The organism is Candidatus Hydrogenedentota bacterium, from assembly GCA_035450225.1.
GTDB lineage: Bacteria > Hydrogenedentota > Hydrogenedentia > Hydrogenedentales > SLHB01 > DSVR01.
The window spans coordinates 39,193-59,356 of sequence record DAOTMJ010000006.1 but is presented as its reverse complement, the minus strand read 5'-3'; the positions used below and the strand labels follow the sequence as shown (position 1 = coordinate 59,356).

At 59.3% G+C, this 20,164-nt stretch carries 15 protein-coding genes and 1 pseudogene; 8 read left to right on the top strand and 8 right to left on the bottom strand.

The window, feature by feature from the left end; all coding sequences use genetic code 11:
- The first annotated feature begins 1 nt into the window (after position 1).
- The 6 genes and pseudogenes from P5540_05665 (at position 2) to P5540_05640 (ending at position 7,483) form a co-directional block, all read left to right on the top strand.
- Positions 2 to 448 (top strand): annotated as a pseudogene (locus P5540_05665) (NAD(P)H-dependent oxidoreductase subunit E).
- Between the two features lie 69 nt (positions 449 to 517).
- Positions 518 to 2,347, top strand: a complete 1,830-nt coding sequence (locus P5540_05660; protein HRT64296.1) for an NADH-ubiquinone oxidoreductase-F iron-sulfur binding region domain-containing protein — start codon at positions 518 to 520, stop codon at positions 2,345 to 2,347.
- The gene (locus tag P5540_05655) at positions 2,347 to 3,750 is read left to right on the top strand and encodes a 2Fe-2S iron-sulfur cluster-binding protein (GenBank protein HRT64295.1); all 1,404 of its coding nucleotides are present in this window, start codon (positions 2,347 to 2,349) and stop codon (positions 3,748 to 3,750) included. The genes P5540_05660 and P5540_05655 overlap by 1 nt, the downstream gene beginning before the upstream one ends.
- Positions 3,747 to 5,045 carry a glycosyltransferase family 4 protein gene (locus P5540_05650; protein ID HRT64294.1) on the top strand — a complete coding sequence of 433 codons (1,299 nt, stop codon included), beginning with the start codon at positions 3,747 to 3,749 and terminating at the stop codon, positions 5,043 to 5,045. Before P5540_05655 ends, P5540_05650 begins: the two co-directional genes overlap by 4 nt.
- A complete protein-coding gene (locus tag P5540_05645) occupies positions 5,042 to 6,280 on the top strand; it encodes a PQQ-binding-like beta-propeller repeat protein (GenBank protein ID HRT64293.1) in 1,239 nt (412 codons plus the stop codon). Before P5540_05650 ends, P5540_05645 begins: the two co-directional genes overlap by 4 nt.
- A gap of 111 nt (positions 6,281 to 6,391) precedes the next feature.
- Complete coding sequence (locus tag P5540_05640; GenBank protein HRT64292.1) at positions 6,392 to 7,483, top strand: uroporphyrinogen decarboxylase family protein; 1,092 nt, start codon at positions 6,392 to 6,394, stop codon at positions 7,481 to 7,483.
- 102 nt (positions 7,484 to 7,585) lie between these two features.
- Here the strand turns inward: P5540_05640 and P5540_05635 are convergent, their stop codons facing one another.
- The 4 genes from P5540_05635 to P5540_05620 form a co-directional block, all read right to left on the bottom strand.
- Positions 7,586 to 9,439 carry a DUF4340 domain-containing protein gene (locus P5540_05635; protein ID HRT64291.1) on the bottom strand — a complete coding sequence of 618 codons (1,854 nt, stop codon included), beginning with the start codon at positions 9,437 to 9,439 and terminating at the stop codon, positions 7,586 to 7,588.
- 112 nt (positions 9,440 to 9,551) lie between these two features.
- A complete protein-coding gene (locus tag P5540_05630) occupies positions 9,552 to 11,231 on the bottom strand; it encodes a GldG family protein (GenBank protein HRT64290.1) in 1,680 nt (559 codons plus the stop codon).
- A 3-nt stretch (positions 11,232 to 11,234) separates the two neighbouring features.
- Positions 11,235 to 12,065, bottom strand: a complete 831-nt coding sequence (locus P5540_05625) for an ABC transporter permease subunit (protein HRT64289.1) — start codon at positions 12,063 to 12,065, stop codon at positions 11,235 to 11,237.
- Positions 12,062 to 13,024 carry an ABC transporter ATP-binding protein gene (locus P5540_05620; protein ID HRT64288.1) on the bottom strand — a complete coding sequence of 321 codons (963 nt, stop codon included), beginning with the start codon at positions 13,022 to 13,024 and terminating at the stop codon, positions 12,062 to 12,064. Before P5540_05620 ends, P5540_05625 begins: the two co-directional genes overlap by 4 nt.
- Positions 13,025 to 13,766: 742 nt before the next feature.
- Between P5540_05620 and P5540_05615 the strand changes: the two genes are divergently transcribed.
- Positions 13,767 to 15,332 (top strand): glycosyltransferase family 39 protein, encoded by a 1,566-nt coding sequence (locus P5540_05615; GenBank protein HRT64287.1) that lies wholly within the window; start codon positions 13,767 to 13,769, stop codon positions 15,330 to 15,332.
- A gap of 56 nt (positions 15,333 to 15,388) precedes the next feature.
- Positions 15,389 to 16,438, top strand: coding sequence for a sialidase family protein (locus P5540_05610; protein ID HRT64286.1), 1,050 nt, complete (start codon positions 15,389 to 15,391; stop codon positions 16,436 to 16,438).
- A 15-nt stretch (positions 16,439 to 16,453) separates the two neighbouring features.
- Here P5540_05610 and P5540_05605 read toward each other — a convergent pair whose 3' ends face one another.
- The 4 genes from P5540_05605 to P5540_05590 form a co-directional block, all read right to left on the bottom strand.
- Positions 16,454 to 17,644, bottom strand: coding sequence for an MFS transporter (locus tag P5540_05605; GenBank protein HRT64285.1), 1,191 nt, complete (start codon positions 17,642 to 17,644; stop codon positions 16,454 to 16,456).
- 10 nt (positions 17,645 to 17,654) lie between these two features.
- On the bottom strand, positions 17,655 to 18,464 hold the full coding sequence (locus tag P5540_05600) for a PIG-L family deacetylase (protein HRT64284.1): 810 nt from the start codon (positions 18,462 to 18,464) through the stop codon (positions 17,655 to 17,657).
- A gap of 241 nt (positions 18,465 to 18,705) precedes the next feature.
- Positions 18,706 to 19,335 (bottom strand): hypothetical protein, encoded by a 630-nt coding sequence (locus tag P5540_05595; protein ID HRT64283.1) that lies wholly within the window; start codon positions 19,333 to 19,335, stop codon positions 18,706 to 18,708.
- Between the two features lie 86 nt (positions 19,336 to 19,421).
- Positions 19,422 to 20,015, bottom strand: a complete 594-nt coding sequence (locus P5540_05590) for a TetR/AcrR family transcriptional regulator (protein HRT64282.1) — start codon at positions 20,013 to 20,015, stop codon at positions 19,422 to 19,424.
- Positions 20,016 to 20,164 lie beyond the last annotated feature (149 nt).

Sequence of the window (20,164 nt, the reverse complement as noted above, 5' to 3'; positions counted from 1 at the left end):
CATGGAGATTTCTCTCGCCATCGCGGAAGCGGACCGGATCGTGGCCGAATGCGGCACGGGAGCCGATGCGCTGATTCCGATATTGCAGGCGGTTCAACGCCGGTTTCGATACTTGCCGCGGGAAGTCTTGCAGCACATTTGCGAGATTTCGGAAATAACCTGCGCGGACATGGACAGCGTGGCGACGTTCTTTCCGCAGTTTCGCACGCGCCCCGCCGGCCAACACACCATTTCCGTTTGCGACGGCACCGCATGCCATCTGAAAGGCGCGCCGGACGTGTTCGACGCAATAGCCGAAGAACTCGGCCTTGCCGCGGGCGAGGACACCGACGCCGATCGCGTGTTCACGCTTCAGAAGGTCCGGTGCCTCGGCTGTTGCACGCTTGCGCCCGCCGTGCAGATTGACGGGATTACCTATGGCCATGTTGCACCGGACAGCGTGCCGCGCATGTTGGACGAGTTTCTCGCACAGGCCGCGCGCGCGCCTGTGCATGTTGTTCCACAAAGCGAAACGACCGTGGCGGACGAAGCTGAGATTCGCATTGGTCTTGGCTCGTGCTGCGTGGCGGGCGGAAGCGCGCAAATCCGCGAGGCGCTCGACGACACTTGTGCACGGTTCGGACTCAAAGTGCGCATCAAACCCGTCAGTTGCGTGGGCATGTGCCATCAGACGCCGCTGATGGAAATCGTCGCGCCCGGCCAATTGCCCGTTGTTTACGCGAAAGTTCATCCGGAAGACGTGCCGGCGCTTGTGCTGACCCATTTTCCTCCGCAATCCCCCATGTCGCGATTTCGCGCGGCCACGGAAAACTGGCTCGAACGGTTGTATGCGGATGGCGCGCGTCAACAGGCCGCTATTGATGCGGAAAACCCGGCGGTTGTGCAATTTCTCAGCGTCCAACGGCGCATCGCCACTGAATGTTGCGGCGAAATGGATCCAACCGATTTCGACGAATACGTCCGCCGGGGCGGCCTCGTCGCATTGAGACATTGCATTGGCCGGTTGGATAATCCCGATACGATCATTGACGTGATTGAACGGAGCGGTCTGCGCGGGCGCGGCGGCGCGGGGTTTCCTACAGCCCGAAAATGGCGCGCGGTGTCGAGTGCCCGTGGCGCGGACAAGTGCGTGATTTGCAACGGCGACGAGGGCGATCCCGGCGCGTTCATGGACCGCATGATTCTCGAATCGTACACGTTTCGGGTAATCGAAGGCATGGTTATCGCCTCGATTGCCGTGGGCGCGCACCGCGGCGTCTTCTACATCCGCGCCGAGTACCCGCTCGCCGTCGAGCGTGTGCGCAACGCCATTCGGAAGTGCAACGAGGCCGGCATGCTGGGCGACAACGTCCTGGGAAGCAGGCATTCGTTCCATGCGGAAGTCCGCGAGGGGGCAGGCGGATTCGTTTGCGGCGAGGAGACCGCGCTGATCGCCTCGCTCGAAGGCCGGCGGCCCGCGCCCCGGTATCGGCCGCCGTTTCCAGCCTTTCACGGTCTGCATGGTGCGCCGACGCTCGTCAACAATGTCGAGACACTCGCGCTTGTCCCCTGGATAATGCGCAACGGCGCGGAAGCATTTGCGGCACTAGGCTCCGGCCACAGCAAGGGAACCAAGGTTTTTTCGTTGGCGGGCAAGATCCGGCGCGGCGGACTTATCGAGGTGCCGATGGGTGTTGCCCTTCGACAGATTGTCGAGGAGATTGGCGGCGGCGTCCCGGACGGCCGAACTTTGAAAGCGGTGCAGGTCGGCGGTCCTTCGGGCGGTTGCATACCGTCCTGTCTCGCCGATCTGCGCGTGGACTACGAATCGCTTGCAAAGGCGGGTTCGATGATGGGATCCGGCGGGCTTGTCGTGATGGACGACACCGATTGCATGGTCGAAATGGCGCGGTATTTCCTCTCGTTTACACAACTCGAATCCTGCGGGAAATGCGCGCCGTGCCGGATTGGAACAAAGGAGATGCTGGCCATTCTCGAACGTCTTTGCGAAGGCCGCGCAAAAAAGACCGATCTAAACGATCTGGAACGTATAGCGCACGCTGTAAAGAAACAGAGCCTCTGCGGGCTTGGCAAGACGGCGCCCAATCCGGTTCTTACCGGACTGCGCTTCTTTCGGGACGAATTCGAAGCACATGCGGCGGGGCGTTGTCCAGCGCACAAATGCAAGGCGCTCGTCACATATACAATTACGGATGACTGCATAGGTTGCACGAAATGCGCCCAACGCTGTCCGTCCGGCGCGATTCAACCTGCGCCTTACGAAGTGCATGTCATCAACCAGACGAAATGCGTACGTTGTAATGCGTGTTACGAAATTTGTCCAGTACAGGCGGTAAGAGTGGAATAATGGTGCGTGTTATCGTAAACGGGAGATCGGTCGAGGCGCCCAAAGAGGCCTCGTTGCTCGACGCGGCGCGCCTCGCGGGGGCGGAGGTGCCCACGCTTTGTTATCTCAAGGAAACCGGCCCTTTGACCTCGTGCATGATCTGCGTCGTAAAAGATGTGGCGACGGGCAAACTGCTGCCGTCGTGCGCGGCGCGCGTTACGGACGGCATGGCGATCATCACCGACGACGACGAAATTCGTGAAGCACGCCGGGCGGTTCTCGCCATGCTGCTGAACGAACATGCGGGCGATTGCGAAGCGCCGTGTTCGCTTACATGCCCGGCCGGGCTTGACATTCCACGCATGTTGCGATACATCGTCGCAGGGGATGCGGATGCCGCCGCACGGCTTGCCCGGCGTGACTTGGTATTTCCCGCGACGCTGGGCCGGATCTGTAGCGCGCCCTGCGAGCGCGTGTGCCGCCGGGCACAATACGACGCGCCCATCGGAATACGCGCGTCGCATGCTTCGCTGCCGGTTCAACCTTTTTTCAGGGACGCGCCTGTTTCGGGAAAGATGATCGCCGTGGTCGGAGCCGGGTTGGCCGGACTCAGCGCGGCCTTTACCGTTGCACGATTGGGGCACACATGCCATGTGTTCGAAAAGCGCTTGCGTGCCTGCGATTCGTTGCGTTCGCTGCCCGAGCTGCCCTGGGAAATCCTCGACGCGGAAATCGAAGGGATCCGTGCCGCAGGCGTTGCAATCCATCTCGAAACGGATGTGGCGCCCGAATCCCTCCTCCAAGGCTATGACGTCGTGATTGCGGCGTGCAATGACCGCCGTGAATCCAACCCGCGCCTCCTTGACGCTGACGAGGAATCCATGCCCGTGCGCGCGGTGGCCAACGGCAAACGGGCCGCGTTCGATGCCGATGCGATCCTGCGCAAGAGGCCGCCCCTGTCCGCGAGGCCTTTCAACTCATCACTCGGCATGCTGGACGCGAATGAGTTGCCGCACTATGCCGTTGATCGCCTGCGGAATACGGCCCTGAACGACGCAGGGCGCTGCCTGCATTGCGACTGTTTGAAGCGGGTTTCGTGCAGGTTGCGGCAATACGCCACGGAATACGGACTCGGGCCGCGCCTCAAACGGACCATTCCGCGTCCCTTCGTCAAACCGATCGCGCAATCCGATACCATCATTTTCGAACCGGGCAAGTGCATCAAATGCGGGATATGCGTCGAGTTGACGCGATCGGCGGGCGTGCGTCCGGGCATGACGATCGCGGGCCGCGGATTCGACGCTTGCGTGCGTCCCGCGTTGGGTGCGACGCTGGCGGAAGGGCTTGGTGTCGTGGCCGCGGCGTGTGTGCGCGCGTGCCCGACGGCGGCGCTCGCCTATCGGGATGCGGAAGAGACGTCATGAGAATTCTTTATCTTGTACCGGGCAGCGGCGGCAGTTTCTACTGCCAGAATTGCCTGCGCGATTACGCGATTGTCCGGGCCTTGCGCAAGCAGGGTCATGACGTGATCATCGTTCCTTTGTATTTGCCGATGTTCGATCAGCAAATGGCCGCCGAGAGCGACGCGCCCATCTTTTTCGGCGGCATCAATGCCTATCTTCGCGAACGCATTCCCCTGTTCAGAAAAGCGCCTCGCTGGATCGAACGTCTTCTCGACGCGCGTTGGATACTTCGCCGCGCGGCCTCGCGCGAGGGAACGACCAAGGCCGCGGACTTGGGTGCAATGACGCTCTCGATGTTGAACGGCAGAGAAGGAAACCAGAAAAAGGAATACGAACGTTTCATGGAATGGATCGGCGCACAGGAAAAGCCCGATGTCATCCATGTGTCGAATGCGCTGCTGCTTGGATTTGCACCGCTTATTCGCGACACGCTGGGCGTGCCGCTGGTGTGCGGTTTGCAGGACGAGGAACCGTGGGTGGACGCAATGCGCGAGCCACACAGCCGCCTTTGCTGGGATGCATTGGCGGATCGCGGGCAGCACGTCGCGGCGTTCGTTTCGACAAGCCGGTGGTATGCCGATCGGATGATCGATCGCATGGGCATTCCGCCCGGGCGCATGCGCGTGGTGCATCCCGGCATTGATGCGGCGCAGATACGGCCCGTGGATCTATCCTTCGATCCGCCCGCGATAGGCTACCTTGCGCGAATCAATGAGGCACAAGGATTCGACGCCGTTTTTGATGCCTTTCTCCAATTGAGGGCGGAATCCGCCTTTTCGGAGTTGAAACTTCGCGCCACCGGCGGCGCAACGCCCGCCGACCGTGTTTTTCTACAATCCGTTCAGGCGCGACTGCGGGAAGCGGGCGCGACCGATTCGGTTCATATCGATCGCGAATTCCAGACCCTGCCGCACCCCGATTTTTTCGACGGCCTTTCGGTCATGTCCACCCCGGTGCGGGGCGGCGAAGCCTTCGGCATGCCATTGATCGAGGCGATGGCGCGCGGCATACCCGTGGTTCAGCCGAATGTCGGTTCCTATCCCGAAATCCTCGCGGAGGGTGGCGGTGTGCTCTACGATCCCGCCGAAGACGGCGGCCTGGCGGATGCGTTGCGCTCCGTGCTCTCCAATCCCGAATACGCGCGTGATCTTGGATGTCAAGGCCGCGAAGTCGTCCTGCGACGATTTACCGTGGATCGTGCCGCCCGCGAGATGATTAATATATACGAATCGGTTGCGGGGAGGTTGTTGCCATGAACAAACGCAAGGGGCGCAACGTTCTCTTCCTTGCTCTTTTAGCGGTTGTACTGGGCATGGTTGTTGCCGTGGAGTACGGGAGACGGGCTGCGCCGCATTCCAATGATCCCATCCGGCAGAAACCGGCGAATAACGTTCCCGCGCAACCTCCCGAAATTTCGCAAGGCGAATGGAACACGTTTCATGGCGACAGCGCGTTGCGTGGCGTCGCCGACGCATCGTTTCCGGAGCGCCTGGAAGTCCGGTGGCGTCTGAAAACACGCGCACCCGTCGAACAGCCGCCCGTGGTGTCCGGCGGGATCGTTTTTGTCGTTACGGCACGTGGAGAGATTATCGCGGCGAATCTCGATGGAAAAGAAGTGTGGGCGCGCGAACTGTTTACAGGTGAAATCGCTAACAACGAACCTGTGCGCAGACGCATCGAGGCGCCGCCCGCCTGTTTCGGAGGCATATTGTTCGTGGGATGCGACGAAAACATTCTTTTTGCGATGGATGCGGCATCAGGACGCGATCTCTGGCAATTGAAACTGGAAAGCCCGGTCCGCGGCGCGCCGAACTTTGAAGCCGGACGCGTGTACGTCATCGATCGAGCGGACGGCGTCCTCGTCTGTGTGGACGCGAAAAGTGGTAACGTCATTGGACGAGGCACAGGCGTCGGACGCAGTGATGCGCCACCTTCCGTTTCGGCGGAAGCGGTCGTGTACGGCAGTTGCGCATGTGAAGTGCATGTTTGTTCACCCGTGGACGCCAAACGACTGCGCAACATCAAACTCGACGCGGACAGCCAGGTCGCAGGCGGCGTTGCGCTCTCGAACGGTCAACTCGTATCCGGCAGCCGGAGCGGTAAAATCATCGCGGCCGACATCAACACGGGGGCGACTGTTTGGATAAACAGAGATCCGGGCGCGGAAGTCTTCGCCACGCCGGCCGTGAATGGCGACTGGGTGATCGCGTCATCGTACGACGGATTCGTCTATGGCATTGCGCGCGGCGACGGCACAACGCGCTGGCGTTACGACACGGACGGGGGTATGCCGTTGTCCCCGGTGATCGCCGGCGACCAGGTGATTGTCGCCGTGGAAGGCGAATTGCTTCTTCTGCGCCTTGCCGATGGCGCGAAAGTTTGGTCGCTCAAACTCAGTGACCGCATCACCGAGCCCGCCGTCGTCCGTGGCCGCATTTTTGTGGGCAGCGAAGACGGAACCGTCGTCTGCCTGTCCCCGGCGATTCAGTAACCGGCCCGGGAAAAATCCCCATCGCGTTCGTGCAATGGGATGTTCGGATGCGATACTCTCTCGTCTTGAAACAAGTATTTCCGGGCATTTGAGCACAAACAGGATATGGACATGAATTCACGCGAACGCACGTTTGCCGCGCTGTCGTTTACAGAGCCGGATCGCGCCCCCGTGGACTGCTGGCTGTCGAGTGGCATGAAAACGAAACTCGGCTTGCAGTCCCCCGAACGATACGAGGCCTTTCTCGACGCCTACGACGTTGATTTGCGATATATCGAAGGCCCGGTTTACATCGGTCCGCCGCTGCGGACATGGGACGATGGATCGGACGAGGATATATGGGGCGTGCGGCGCCGTTTGGTCGAGGCGCGCGTGGGCGAGGGTATCGAGCGTTACCGGGAAGTGGCCGTTTCGCCGCTGGCCGGCGCGCAAACGGCCGAGGATATCGCGCGGTATCCTCATTGGCCGTCGCCGGACTGGTTCGATTATTCGACAATCGAGGCGCAATGCGACGCGATTCGCGCCCGGGATCGCGTGGCGGTCTTCGTGGGCGACCGGCTGAACCGTCTTGCCCAGCTCAAACCGGCGATGTATCTGCGCGGCGTCGAACGGATATTCATGGACATGGCGGAAAACCCGGAATTGGCATTGTCCATTATCGGCCGGATTCGGGCCTTTTACCTTGCGTATGCGGAACGAATTTTCGACGCGGCCCGTGGCAAACTCGACATTGTGCTTACGGGAGACGATTTTGGATCGCAGCAAGGCCCGCTGGTATCCCCGCCGATGTGGGAGGCGTTTCTGGGAGAGGGTTTTGCGGCTTATGCCGCGCTGGCAAAACAATTCGGCGTCCGGGTGATGCACCACACCTGCGGCGCTGTGCGCCCGCTGATTCCGCTCATGATGGCGCGCGGCCTCGATATCCTGCAATCCCTGCAGCCCGAAGCGGAAGGGATGATTCCCGCGGAATTGAAGGCCGAGTTCGGCAAGACGCTCGCGTTTCACGGCGGGATATCCATCCAACGGACCCTGCCGTTCGGCACTCCCGAAACCATTCGCAAGGAAGTTGCCGATCGAATGCGAACGTTCGGACGCGGCGGCGGCTATATCCTATGCACGGCCCACAATATCCAGGCGGACACGCCCGCCGCGAATGTCCATGCCTTGTTCGCGGCCTACGCGGACCTTGGACGTTACCGGTAGGAACCGGTCGGCTGCATATTTCGTCCGCGGTCTTGCAGTGCAAACTGCTGTGCGATTGTTCTTGACTTTACTCAATACCGGATTCCGTGTAACGGTTTTTCGTCAGGAATCGAGAGATCGTATGTTCTTGAGGGATTCGCGGATTTCGTCCAGGAGGGATTGGGGTATGCGATAGACCCCCGGCAGGAAGGGCGAAGTCGCGAAACGTTGCTGGGAGTCGTCGGGTGCGGGTTTACCAACGACGAGCGGTCCGATTGTACTTCCGCCGGATGACCCTTCGTCTGTTTCCAAGGTCACCGAAATGGCGGCGGCGGGCGCATCGAGGCCATAGAGAGCGGGATCGGCGGGCGGCTCGGCCGATTCCAGCGCATCCGCCCGCACGGAGGACAGGGCTTTGAGCATCGCGCCCATGTCGGATTGGCTGTCCAAAGTTCGGCCTGCCGGTTCCTGGATAATCCATTGTCCATGCGCCTTCTCGAAAAGATAGGACGTGCCGTCCATGGTCATGGCGATTCGGGCGGCTTCTTTCACATCGAAAGCCATCAGGTCTTTTTTCTGGAAGAAAAAGAGCGGTTTTGTGATGGCCGCGACATCGAGTTGGCCGAGCAGGGTTACGCATCCGTTGTCCTGCATGGCGTAATAATGTGTGTTGTCCGCGGTGGGCGTGCCGACGCGGATGACGGCGGGCGGTAATCCGTTTTTGAGATGGAAAGTGATTTCGACGATGGGTTTTTCGAGTCCGAATTCAGGCTTCGGATCTCCGGGAAAACCGCGGCCCTGAAGCGCCTTGAACGCCGCCAGGAGATGGGAAACCGCCACCTGATCGGTGTTCACGCCGGGCGGCGCGGTTACAAGCCATCCCTTGTCTGGATCGTTGCGCAACGTGATATCGGTCGCGCCGGCCACATAATGGATGGCCTCGACATCCAGGAGCGGGTGGCTCAGCATGCGGGCTTCGCGAAAGGCATCCGGTGTGCGCGGCAGCAGGTTGAGTAATCCAGGATCCATCACGAACACGGCGGGGTAGGCGGCATTTTTAGCAAAGAGACCGCCGGCTTTCTTCTCATCGCCGGTGGATTCCAAAGCGCCGACCAGCAAGGTTTGGGGCGCCTTGCCGGCGGGCTGGAGGGTGATGCGCGCCTTGGGGGGATCCAACCCGTAACTGTCGAGTGCCTTGGGTTCCTCGACATACTTCTGCGCCGTGGCGAATTGGACATATTTCACCAATTCGTTGAGGGCCTCCTGATTGGCGACGGCTTCGATGGGCGAAGTCATTTTCCAGAGTCCATCGTCGGATTTTTCCACGACGACGACCACGGATTCCTGGCCGGGTTCGGGATGGTTTTTGCTTTCGCCGGTTGCGACGCCGGTCCAGAAACGCGCAAATTCGATCCGGACGATTTCATCCTTGCCCAGCGCAAGCACATAGGGGTCGCGCAGGAGACTCAGGGGACGATCCATTTCCTGAAAGGCCTTTTGCGCGGCCAGAAAAACAACGCCGTCGCCAGTCAGGGCGTACCGGAAGGTCTGCGTCGGCTCGACCGCGCCGAAGGCGATTTCGAGGGATTCCCCGGAGGCCGTCTTGGCGGCGATGGAGAGCACGGGTTTGTCCAATGCGTATTTGGCGAGATCGCTGGTGTCTTTGGCAATCGTCCGCTCGTTGGCCAGCGCGGCCAGCGCGGCGGCCAACCGGTCCCATACCACGACATTGGGGCGGATTTGATCATGCGGCTTGACGATTGTCCATGTGCCGTCCGGCGAGTGGGATGCGACGACAGGCGTTTCGCCGATGCGGCGCACTTCAATTTCTCGAAGGGCTTCGGGACCGAATGAAAACAGTCGTTTGACCTCTTCCCGGCGCACTTGCCGGCCCGTTTCGTAACGGGTCATGCCCCAATACGCAATGCCCAGCACAATCAACACCGTCAATAAGAGGCCGGTCGTCTTGAAGTTCATCGGGGGCTCCTCCGGCAATTATTGAAACCCGAATCGGGGGTTTTCCCACCGTGATTGTGCATATCCATATACCGGTGACTGCAAATGAGATGACCGTCGGACAATATCGGTATCATTGGTGCTTTCTCCGGAAGGCATAGGCGGCGAGGCCCGCGAGCGTCACGGCTTGCAGGGTGCCGAGGACGGCTATCCACACGAGGACGCGCTGGTCGAAGTCCGTAAGCAGGACGGGCGGATCCTGTTTGCCGGAGGGCCGTATCGCGATGAGATCCTCGTTTTCCGTGAGCCATGCCACGGCATTGAGAATGAGGTTGAGGTTGCCCGGCATGGCCGCGATTTGGCCGTTGGCGACAAAATCGGAATCGCCGAACACGACAATACGCGCGTCGCGTGTCTGGCCGGAATCGCCGATGGCGGCGTCCGTCTTGGCCGTGACGGCCACGCCCATCGAAAGCGGGCCTTGCTGTTCTTCGGGATTCTTGATGGCCTTGCCTTGCGACATAAGCAGCGCGAGATCCGTCTCGGCGAAGAAGTCCGGCGTCGTTCGCAACAGTTGCGATCCGGCGACCCCCGCGGGCATTCGTTCGTCCAGGCGCACCGTGCAAGCCGCCTGAAACAGCGCATTCTGATCGCAGTGCTGCGTGACGGGATGGCGTGCATTGAATGCGCCCATGAAGCCGGTCTCGGGCGTGTCTTCCTTGAAGGGCGCCTGGTTTGCCGTGAACGGCACTTTCCATTTTTCGGTGGGAGATACGGCCATGTCAGCGCCGACGATGATGCCGTAACGTTGTTTGAGCCAGGGCATGAACTGTTCGATTTGATTGGGGGAGGAATCCAAGCGGCGTCGCGGATCCATGAGCAGCAAAAGGCGCCCGCCGTGGTCCAGATAGGCTTGGATGGCCTTGATTTCTTCGGGATGCAGGTCTCCGTGAAGGCCGGTCGTGCCCATGCCGTTGATGAACAGGACGCTGCAATGCGGCGGGATTTCAGGATGCGTAATGGAAATGGCGATGCGTTCCGTTTGGTAGGACTCGCTTTCAAGGACGGTCTTGAGCAACGTGCCCCCGTCTTTTTCGTCCTTGTCCTCCGTGCTGCGCTCGCCGTGTCCGGTGAGAAAGGCGATCGTGGGCTGCGTGTCGCGGACGACATTGATCAGGGCGTTCGTGAAATCCTTTTCTTCAAGCCGCGGACTGCCCCCCTGGAGCATGATGACTTTCTGCCGCGTGCCGCATCGGACCACCACGGTGCCCTGCGTGCTGGCATGGGTGATTTTGAGTCCTTCGAGTTGGGCGCGATCGACTTGGGGATCCAGTATCTGTATTTTCAGATGCGGCGTGTGGCGTTGACACAATTCGAGAAAACGTTCCGTCTTTTCCTGGGCGATACGCACAAGTTCGTCGTCAATCTGGAGGAAAAAACAGATGACGTCCACATCCTTGTTGAGGTTTTCAAGCACTTGGACCGTCTGGGGCGCCAAGGTACGGCGGCCTTCCGCCGTCAAATCCCATGACCATCCGCCGTGTTTTACAAAGGCGTAGATCATCATGCAGATGCCCAGAAACAGGATCGAAGTGATGACGGCGTTGATGTCGTGGAGGAAACGTCCCTTTTGGACCTGCCGGGAGACATGCATCAGAGCCATGGCCAACCATGCCAGACCGCAGGCAATTCCGAGGATCAGCGGAACCGCCACCCAAAAGGAAAAAAGCGTCTGTTGGAGGACCAGCAGGTTTGCGCCGACCAGCAACAGCGCCAACGCCACAAGGCCGCACAATGAACGGGGGTGCGCCATGGTTTATGCCCTCCACTTCCGGCTTTCGATCGCGCGGAACGTCAGGAACAGGAAAAAGGCTGAAACCAGCAGGTAGTATGCGATATCTTCCGGCTGCAGAATGCCCTTTGCCATTTCCTTGGCGTGCGCGTCGAGCGGCAGTTGTTGGACCGCTTCGCGAAACACCCCGTACACGGTCCCCGCGGCGTTGCGCAGCGTTTCGGGCCAGGTGTCCGGCGCGGGATTCTTCTTGGGAAGGTTCTCGCCGAGCGTGCCGAGGATATAGAGCACGAGGCTGAGACCGAATGTCATTGTGCCCGCAGTGATCTGATTGCCGGCCATCGCCGACACGAAAAGGCCGAGGCTCATGAAGGCGGTTCCCATGAGAAAAACGGCCAAGAGGCCAAAAAGAAGAACGTCTGCGGCCACGGTCGCGTAATAGGCCATGATGCCCAGATACACCCCGATCACCGCCATCATGACCAGCAGCATGCCCAGCGCGGCGCCGAATTTTCCGAAAACGATTTCACGGTCGCGCAGGGGATGCGTCAGCAGCAGTTCCATCGTGCCGCGGTTGCGTTCCTCGGCAAGCAGCCGCATTGTGACCAGCGGCCCGATGAACATGACCAGCATGCCGCAGAAAACCAGGAACGGGCTCAACAGCGTTTCCGTGAAACTCGGCACGCCCGAATAGGCAAATTCGGACGGATTGACGCTGACCTTGGCATAGAACAAAAACGACGCGCTGAATCCAAGCCCGGATATGAGCGCATAGGTTCCAACGACCACGTAGCCGATGGGGGTCAGGAAATAACTCGCGAATTCGCGTTTGCAGACGGCCCATGTGTTTCTCATGACGGGTCTCCCGCATCGGACGTGACCGCCGCCACGAAGATGTCCTCCAGGGTGCGTCCCCGCTCACGAAGGGCGCGAAGGGTATATCCGGCCCCGACAATCGCCCCGGCGATTTGCTCCCGCCATGGGCCTCCGGATACGCCTTGGACACTGAAGCGGCCTTCGCCTTCGTCCACCACTTTTTCGATTCCGTCCAAATCCATAAGAATTTGCCTGATCCGGTCCGCATGGCCTACATCATTCCCCTGAAGACCGGCATCCGGAATGCCAATTTGGATTTCACAGGTCGTTTTCGGGCCGCCAACCAGATTTTCCATGGAATCCTGCGCGACGATGCGTCCCCGGTGAATAATCAAGACGCGCTGGCAGATCATGGTCACTTCGGGAAGGATGTGGGTGCTCAGCAGGACGGTGTGTTCCTTGGCGAGATCCTTGATCATTCGGCGTATTTCGATGATTTGCTGCGGGTCGAGTCCCACAGTGGGTTCATCCAGGATCAGGACCGGCGGATTGCCGATAAGCGCCTGCGCCAAGCCGACCCGCTGCCGGTAGCCTTTCGAGAGGTTCGCGATAATGCGCTTGGCCATATGCGCCACGCCGCATCGTTCCATCACGTGGTTGACCTCGCGCGTCCGGGCCTGCCGCGGAATTCCTTTGATTTCAGCGACATAACGCAGAAAACCCGATACGAGCATTTCGCCATACAGGGGTACATTCTCGGGCAGGTAGCCAACACGTCGCTTGACCTCGATGGGATTCCGCGTAATATCGAATCCCTCGACAAGGGCCGTGCCGCTCGTCGGAGGCGAAAAGCCGGTCAGGATGCGCATCGTCGTCGTTTTGCCCGCCGCGTTCGGTCCCAGGAATCCCAAAATTTCGCCGGATTCAACACAGAACGACACGTCGTCAATCGCGGTTATCGGCCCGTAGCGTTTGACAAGGCCTTTGACCTCGATCATGAGTGGCCTCCTTCGGACCGGCTTGGGAAATCCTTGCCGAGTCCATAATGGGTTTCGGAAGCATCCATTTCTGCCATTATAAAACGATATGTAGTGTCGAGTCCACTGACATCATCAGGCTATTGTGTTTTGGAAAGGAATCCCCTCGATTTTCAGGGGCTCAAAATAATGCTTGACATTATGAAATATGTCAAGTAATATCCCATTATTGGACGGCAGACTGACAAAAAGTGTCCATGATTCGGCAGAATGGGTCGAAAAAAGGTGTTGCGAATGGCGACCCTGCGCAAAACGCCGATGACGTTGATTGGTATAATCTATTAGAGTTGAATGAGTTAGGCAGATTGCAGTCCGGTGTCTTCGAGTAGGCACAGGTTATGCTCTTTCAAACCGACGCCACCAAATTGAATCGGGGAGAAAGCGAGGAATATGATTGTTCAGTGCTGTATTTGCAAACAAGTCCGCAAAGGCAAACAATGGGTCCAACCGGATCCGGTTGCCTTGGCCGATGAGCATATCAGCCACGGCTACTGCCCGGCGTGCGCTGTGCGGGCATTTGCGGAAATTCGGGCGATGATTGGCGCGAAGCGAACTCCGCCCAAATGGGCGGCCGTCCCTTGAGACGGACGAAGGCGAATTGTATGGGCGGGCTGCCGAAGCCCGCCTTTTTGGTTTTGGGGTATTGCGCTTGATGGACTGTGCAGGGCAAGAAAAAGAGAGATAATGGAGTTTGCGGGGGACAATGGAGCCAACCGCTGACAGGGCAAGCATCCAGTCATTCCTTGTGCGCACGGGAATCCCTGTAACGGGTATTGGAACATCATTCGTCTGTCTGACGGGGATCATGATGGTCGCGGCGCTGCTTCGTTGCTGGCAATTGCCGAACGAGTCGGCGTGGTGGGATGAAGTCGTGACTCTGCGATGCCTTCCGGAACCGGCGTTGGGGGCCTTCATCCGGTGCGAACGGGCAAAGGACCCGCCCATGACGCCCGTTTATTTTACGTTGGCCCATGCGTGGTCGCGGATCTTCTCGCCCGATGAAAGGGTCATGCGCATCCTGTCCATCATCACGGGATTGAGTTCGATAGTCTTGCTTTACGTCCTTGGACGGCGAATCATCAATGCCAACGCGGGACTCATCGCGGCGGCGGCAATGGCGGTTTCACTTCCTCACGTCTATTATTCGCAGGAAATCCGGGTGTACGCCCTTGTCATGCTCCTGGCGATCCTCTCCATGTACGCTCTAGCGGGGGCGATGTCATCGAAAGGCCCGGCATGGTGGGTATTGCATCTCGCAATCAATGCCTTGCTCGCATTTACTCATCTTTTTTCAGTTTTTTTATTCGTGGCGCAAGGGCTTTATCTTGCGGCATGCCGGAGACGGCGAATTTGGATTCCATGGGGCGTCGCACACGGCATCGTCGCGATTGGACTTGCCACGTGGCTGTTGGACGCGGACTTCAAGGGAATCCATGGCGCGGCATCATGGATGGCGCGTCCGGGTTGGCGCGAGGCAATCGTGGCGTTGCTCATCTTCGCCGGCGGGCGTCCGACAAACGAAAATCCGTCCGCGCATCTCTCAACAGGCGTTTCGCTCGATTTTCCTTTGGCCGTTCTGGTTTTTGGGTTGATCGGTTGGTATCTGCTGCACATAGTCAAAACGGGAAAAAAGGGCAGGTGGACGTGCCCGGACATGCCCGTCGGGAATGTTCAACGGCCAATCGCCCATTGCCGCCGGCCGTATCTTATTCTACTTTGGCTTGCCGTGCCGACGATGGGCCTTTTTGCCGTTTCATGGTTGTGGCGTCCCTGTTTTGTGCCGCGTTATGTGCTGTACGCATCGCTGCCCGTCTATCTTTTGCTTGGGGCGGCTGTGGATGCCATCCCGCGGCGATGGGCAAAGCGGGCCGTCTTGTCCGCGCTGCTTCTGCTCTACGGTCATCAAGCGAGCGCGGTTGCCGTGGGACCGTTCCGTCCGGACTGGCGTTCCGCATGCCGGTACGTCGAGGCGCAGGCGGGGCCGGAGGACACCTTCATCGCTTTTCAGGATCTCAACCTGTGGGCGATGGCATACCATAGCCGCTGGCCGCGGGAACGGCTGGACTGCGCATTGGTCTGGTCGGAGATCCCGGCCCACGTGCGCAAGGCCCACGATCGCGGCGGGACGGCTTGGGTGGCCGTATGGCTGTGGGCCGATCCATCGCGCATCGAAGCGCGTTTTCGTGAAAACGGCTGGCTTTTTACGGATACGGATTTCAAGGGCTGGCCACGGCTACGCATCTATCGCGTGAACGCGCCGCAAAATTGACACCCCCGTCCGGCAGAGCCTATTCTTCGATGCAGACATGCAGGAGGAATTTCGTAATGAGAATCAATGCGATGGTAGCGGGCTTGTCGATCGTAATGTCCCTGTCGGGATTGCAGGCACAGGGCCAACGGGTTGTTGACCGGGATTACGTGCTGGTGTGCGCCGACGCGGGGCAGGGCGCGTATGAGGCGTTTCCCGACGTTTGCCGTCTGAAAGACGGCCGCCTTCTCTGTGTGTTCTATGCGGGATACGGCCATGTTTCACTTCCAAACGACGCCCTTCCAAAAGGCGGCGCCGTGGCCGGCTGCTTCTCGTCGGACGAGGGAAAGACGTGGACGCCCGCGCAGATCGTCCACGACGGTCCGGACGACGACCGCGATCCGTCGGTTGTCCAACTGGCCGACGGGCGAATCCTGTGCAATTTCTTTTCGTTGCGGGCCAAGGAAGGCGGCAAATGGGACGGGTTGGGAAGTTGGCTGGTCGAATCGTCCGACGGCGGAAAAACGTGGTCTGAACCGCGTTGCATCAGTTCGACCTACTATTGCAGCGCGCCCATCCGCGAAATGCCCGGCGGGGTGCTGGTTCTGGGTTTGTATCGTGAAACCGGCAGCGACGCCAACGGGGCGGTGACCCTTTCGTCCGACGCCGGCCGAACATGGTCGAGACCGGTTGACATAGACAATGGGGGTCTGCGCCTCGATGCGGAAACGGACGTGATCCGCCTCAAGGATGGCGCGTGGTACGCGGCGCAGCGCACCGCCAAGGAAAGCATGCGGTATTCGGTTTCCGAGGACAACGGCAAGACGTGGAGCGTATCGCAGCCGATGGGATTTCCCGGGCATTGCCCGCATCTGCACCGCACCCCCGAGGGGATTATCGTTTGCGCCCATCGCATCCCCAACACGAGCCTCCACTACTCCCTCGACGAATGCCGGACATGGAGTCCGAATGTCGAAGTGGATACCGTCGGCGGCGCCTATCCGAGCATGGTTACGCTCAAGGACGGCAGCATCCTGATTGTTTATTATGAGGAAGGCGCCGGTTCGAGCATCCGTGCGCGAAAATTCCGTGTGGACAAAGACGGCGTGACATGGCTTACGTGGTGACCTGTGTCCGGCGCGTCAGGCCTGTTCCTTGAACCGGAACGCCAACACGGCCGAAACGGCAAGGCCGAGTGCGGCGGGAACCAGCCAGAACAATCCGTAATGGATATGGCCGGTCGCGGGATCGGTGAACAATTGGCCCGTGAAACCTGACGCGAGGGAACCGCCGAGCACGCCCAATCCGGAAATCATGATGGTGAAGATCTGTTGCGCGCCCGCGCGCGTTTCGGGGGTGCTATGGCGATCAATGTAAATATACCCGGCGGTGAAGAAGAATGCGTAGCAAACGCCGTGGGTGGCGATGGCGGCCAGAATGAGCCCCGTCGGCTCGCCGACGGCAAAAGCGATGTAACGCAGACCCTGCGCAAACGCGCCGATGATCATGGCGCGCTTGATTCCAATCCGCGCGAGGCACGCGCCCAGCAGACCCAGCACGACGACTTCGGAAATCTGGCCGATGCTCATGGCGGGCATGATATAACTGCCGCGATATCCGAGTTGGCTCAAAAAGGGACTCATTCCGAAATAATAGAATTGATGCACCATGCTGTTGACAAAGGTGAGGACGCAAAGCAGGATCAGGCCCGGTTGCGCGAAAACGCGCAGCGCGTTCCAGTACATGAGCGTGGAACGGTCCACGGCCCGGACATGCGAGCGGGGCAGCGTGAACGAGTAGGCCGCGAGGACGCACGAAGTGAACGCGGAGACGTACAGGGCGTGGGGAAGACGGTCGTCGCCTAGACCGCCCCGCAGCCAGAAATACCCAAATGCCCAAGCAACGACGACCCAGCCCGCGGTGCCCCACATGCGTATCCCGCCGAAGTCGCGCCGGGCATCGGGAACGTGATGCAACGCGATGGCGTTGGTCAGGCCAAAGGTCGGCGTGAACAAAAGGCCGTAGACGCAAAAAAGCGCCAGGAAGGGGAGGAATTCCGTCTGCCGGGCCAGGATGATCATCGTGCCGGCGGCCAGCAGATGGCAGAGGCCCAGCAGGCGTTCCGAACTGATGAAACGGTCCGCGATGTGCGACATGAAAAACGGCGCGAGGAAACCCGCCAGCGCGGGCATGGCCAAGATCTCGCCGACCTGGTAAGCGGGAAAATGCAGATGATTTTTCAGGTACAGGCTGAGCACGGGAACCGTCGCGCCGGGAACAAAATATTCCAGAAACATCATCAGGGAAAGTCTGAACTTCAAGCGGCGGGACACGGAATCCCTTTCAATTGTTCGGAGTGCGAACAAGCGCCCGCTCGTATTCTTCGGACACGACGCACTTCTCTCCGAGGGCGTCGGCGAGCGGATCGGCGTTTTCAGCGCAAAAGCCAAGGTGGAGATGCCGGCGCCAACCTTCCGCATACTCGAAGCGACCGGACTGGCGGCCGACTTCGCGCGCCATCTCCTCCATGGTGATGAGATAACTGTCGAGTCCTTGGCTGGCGTCGAGCCATTCCTTCTGGCTTTTATGGCAGGCGAGCGCTTCCCGTTTGCGCGCGAGGACGGTCGAAATGTCGGCATACTGACCCGCCGTGACGATGCGCCGCAGACTGTCGCGCAATCCCCACGGCAGCGCGTGGTACAGCGTGACCTCGCCCATGTAGACCGGGCGGGGCGGAACGGCGGGATAATTGCGCATGCCCCGGCAAAAAACGGCCGTCACGACGACCCGGCAGGCGTTCATGTGGTCTTCCATATAATCTTGCGGCGAAGAGAGAAGAACAATGGAAGGTTGCACCTCGCGCACAATGGACACCATGCGGTCCACGATTCGCCGTTCGTAAAAGAGATCGAGATCGTCCACAAGCGGTTCGTGGAAAACGGCGCCCAGCGTGCGCGCGGCCTCGCGGGCCTCCTGCGTCCGGCGCGCAACGATGGCGTCGCGATCCTCGACGGCCGTGCCGCAACTGCCGTTGCAGATGTTCATCGTATGCAGTTCGTATCCGGCTTCGCCCAACAACAGCAACGTGCCCGCCATCATGAATTCGACGTCGTCGGGATGCGCCGCCACCGCGAATGCCACATGTTTGCCCATCGTTGTCTCCTCCGCCGGTATTGCGCGGTAGTGTAGCGGAAGGACAGGCCGGGAACAAATGGGCGCGGCGGAATTTCCGGAATCTTGCCTTTGCGAAATCAGGCCGGAGCGCTATGATAGATTCACATGACGTTTACTGCGTTAACTGCTGTCCAATGAATCGTCCGCATGGCGCCCCTTCGCAAGTCATTCTATGTCAATAAGTATGAGTGTTCAGGAGCCGCTCCTGTCTGGACTTTAATTACAGGCACATTTCGATCCAATTGTGCAGCAAGGGGTACATGACGGCATGGATTGCCGTGAGCGGAACGATGGTGCGGAACTTGAGGAAGTAGAAGGCCGCGAAAAAGCCAGCCGGCAGGGTAAGAATCATCTGTACGGGAACGATGGTGCCCGGAATGCGTGCCGGAGTCCAGAAATGGGCGAGACTAAACACAACGCCCACCGCAAGCGGTAATCGCCAGGAACCCCTAAACGCGCGCAGCGTCGACAAAGCCGCCAAGCCTATCGAGCACATCACGAACTGTTGCGGGAACCCCGCGGGGATATACTCGATCATCTGCGACACGTAAGCAGGCTCAAAAGAGAGCGTGCCATTGGCCAAAATGGTCCCGGCGACCAGCATTCCGATGCCGATGGCGGCCAGCGCCACGCCCATGAGCACCGCCGGCCAGGTAATGGGCGTCGAAAGGCCCCACTCATCAAGCTTTTCGGGGTGCCGCCGTGCCCGTGCGATTACATAGCCTATGATCATGACAGAAGCAATGTCATCGATCGTTGTCCTGCAGAAATGCCAATCCGGATGGGCATCTGAAGTCACTTTCACAAACACCATGATGACGCCAAGCAAAAGAGCGAACTTTGCGTCCACCCAATCCACGTGCCGAGGCACATCTAGTTCATGGGACGCCGTATCTTGTTCGGATAAAGTATTAGCTGGTCTCATCAAATTGTCCCCTATTCTGGCCGGTCGTTGAGAAAACCATCCAAGAATACATCACACAGTGTTTTGAAGCGCGCCTCGAAAGTAGTGTCTTTCCCACCGAGCAGCGCCCTGTCTTTTGGCGTCATCGTGATTTCCAGCAGTGCAACGCCGTGAATTCCTGCCCACAACGTCGCCGCAACAAGCGCCGGTTCCGCATATTTTGCCTTAAGCAACCCTATGGCTTCTTTGACAAGCACAGTCAGAACTGAAAGGGCTTCCTGTTCCAGGGGAATGCGTTTTTGCCGGTGCAGCTCCCGGTTTTGTTCAACCCAAGCCGGCGGCGGGACGAGCATCAGGCGGTAATGGTTGGGATGCGTGACCGCCCACTCGCCGTACAACCGGGCCATTTCAACCAACTGCCTAACGGGGTTGCCCACTTTCAGGCATTCCAGTAAATGGATGCGCAGGTCATCGGAATCCCTGCGAATGATTTCTCTCACCAACGACTGTTTGTCCTTGAAAAGTTTATAGACAAAACCCGGCGTATACTCGATCGCCAGGGCAATGCTTCTCAAGGTGACCGCTTCATAACCGTCGCGCACAAACATCTCGCGCGCAACATTCATGATTCGCTCTCATCTCTGTCCAAATTGCGGCTTGCAGAAAGCCATGTTGAGTAAATAGACAACGATTTTTTCGGGAAAGCGTTCTTAGGACACCTCTTCTTAGCGATGAAAAAGAAGTGCCCCCCAGTCAATCGTATTTTGGACCACTC

Excerpts from the sequence above, each read along its gene's own strand:
- P5540_05655 (HRT64295.1), top strand. The coding sequence starts at position 2,347 with ATGGTGCGTGTTATCGTAAACGGGAGATCGGTCGAGGCGCCCAAAGAG.
- P5540_05650 (HRT64294.1), top strand. The coding sequence starts at position 3,747 with ATGAGAATTCTTTATCTTGTACCGGGCAGCGGCGGCAGTTTCTACTGC.
- P5540_05645 (HRT64293.1), top strand. The coding sequence starts at position 5,042 with ATGAACAAACGCAAGGGGCGCAACGTTCTCTTCCTTGCTCTTTTAGCG.
- P5540_05640 (HRT64292.1), top strand. The coding sequence starts at position 6,392 with ATGAATTCACGCGAACGCACGTTTGCCGCGCTGTCGTTTACAGAGCCG.
- P5540_05635 (HRT64291.1), bottom strand. The coding sequence starts at position 9,439 with ATGAACTTCAAGACGACCGGCCTCTTATTGACGGTGTTGATTGTGCTG.
- P5540_05630 (HRT64290.1), bottom strand. The coding sequence starts at position 11,231 with ATGGCGCACCCCCGTTCATTGTGCGGCCTTGTGGCGTTGGCGCTGTTG.
- P5540_05625 (HRT64289.1), bottom strand. The coding sequence starts at position 12,065 with ATGAGAAACACATGGGCCGTCTGCAAACGCGAATTCGCGAGTTATTTC.
- P5540_05620 (HRT64288.1), bottom strand. The coding sequence starts at position 13,024 with ATGATCGAGGTCAAAGGCCTTGTCAAACGCTACGGGCCGATAACCGCG.
- P5540_05615 (HRT64287.1), top strand. The coding sequence starts at position 13,767 with ATGGAGCCAACCGCTGACAGGGCAAGCATCCAGTCATTCCTTGTGCGC.
- P5540_05610 (HRT64286.1), top strand. The coding sequence starts at position 15,389 with ATGAGAATCAATGCGATGGTAGCGGGCTTGTCGATCGTAATGTCCCTG.
- P5540_05600 (HRT64284.1), bottom strand. The coding sequence starts at position 18,464 with ATGGGCAAACATGTGGCATTCGCGGTGGCGGCGCATCCCGACGACGTC.
- P5540_05590 (HRT64282.1), bottom strand. The coding sequence starts at position 20,015 with ATGAATGTTGCGCGCGAGATGTTTGTGCGCGACGGTTATGAAGCGGTC.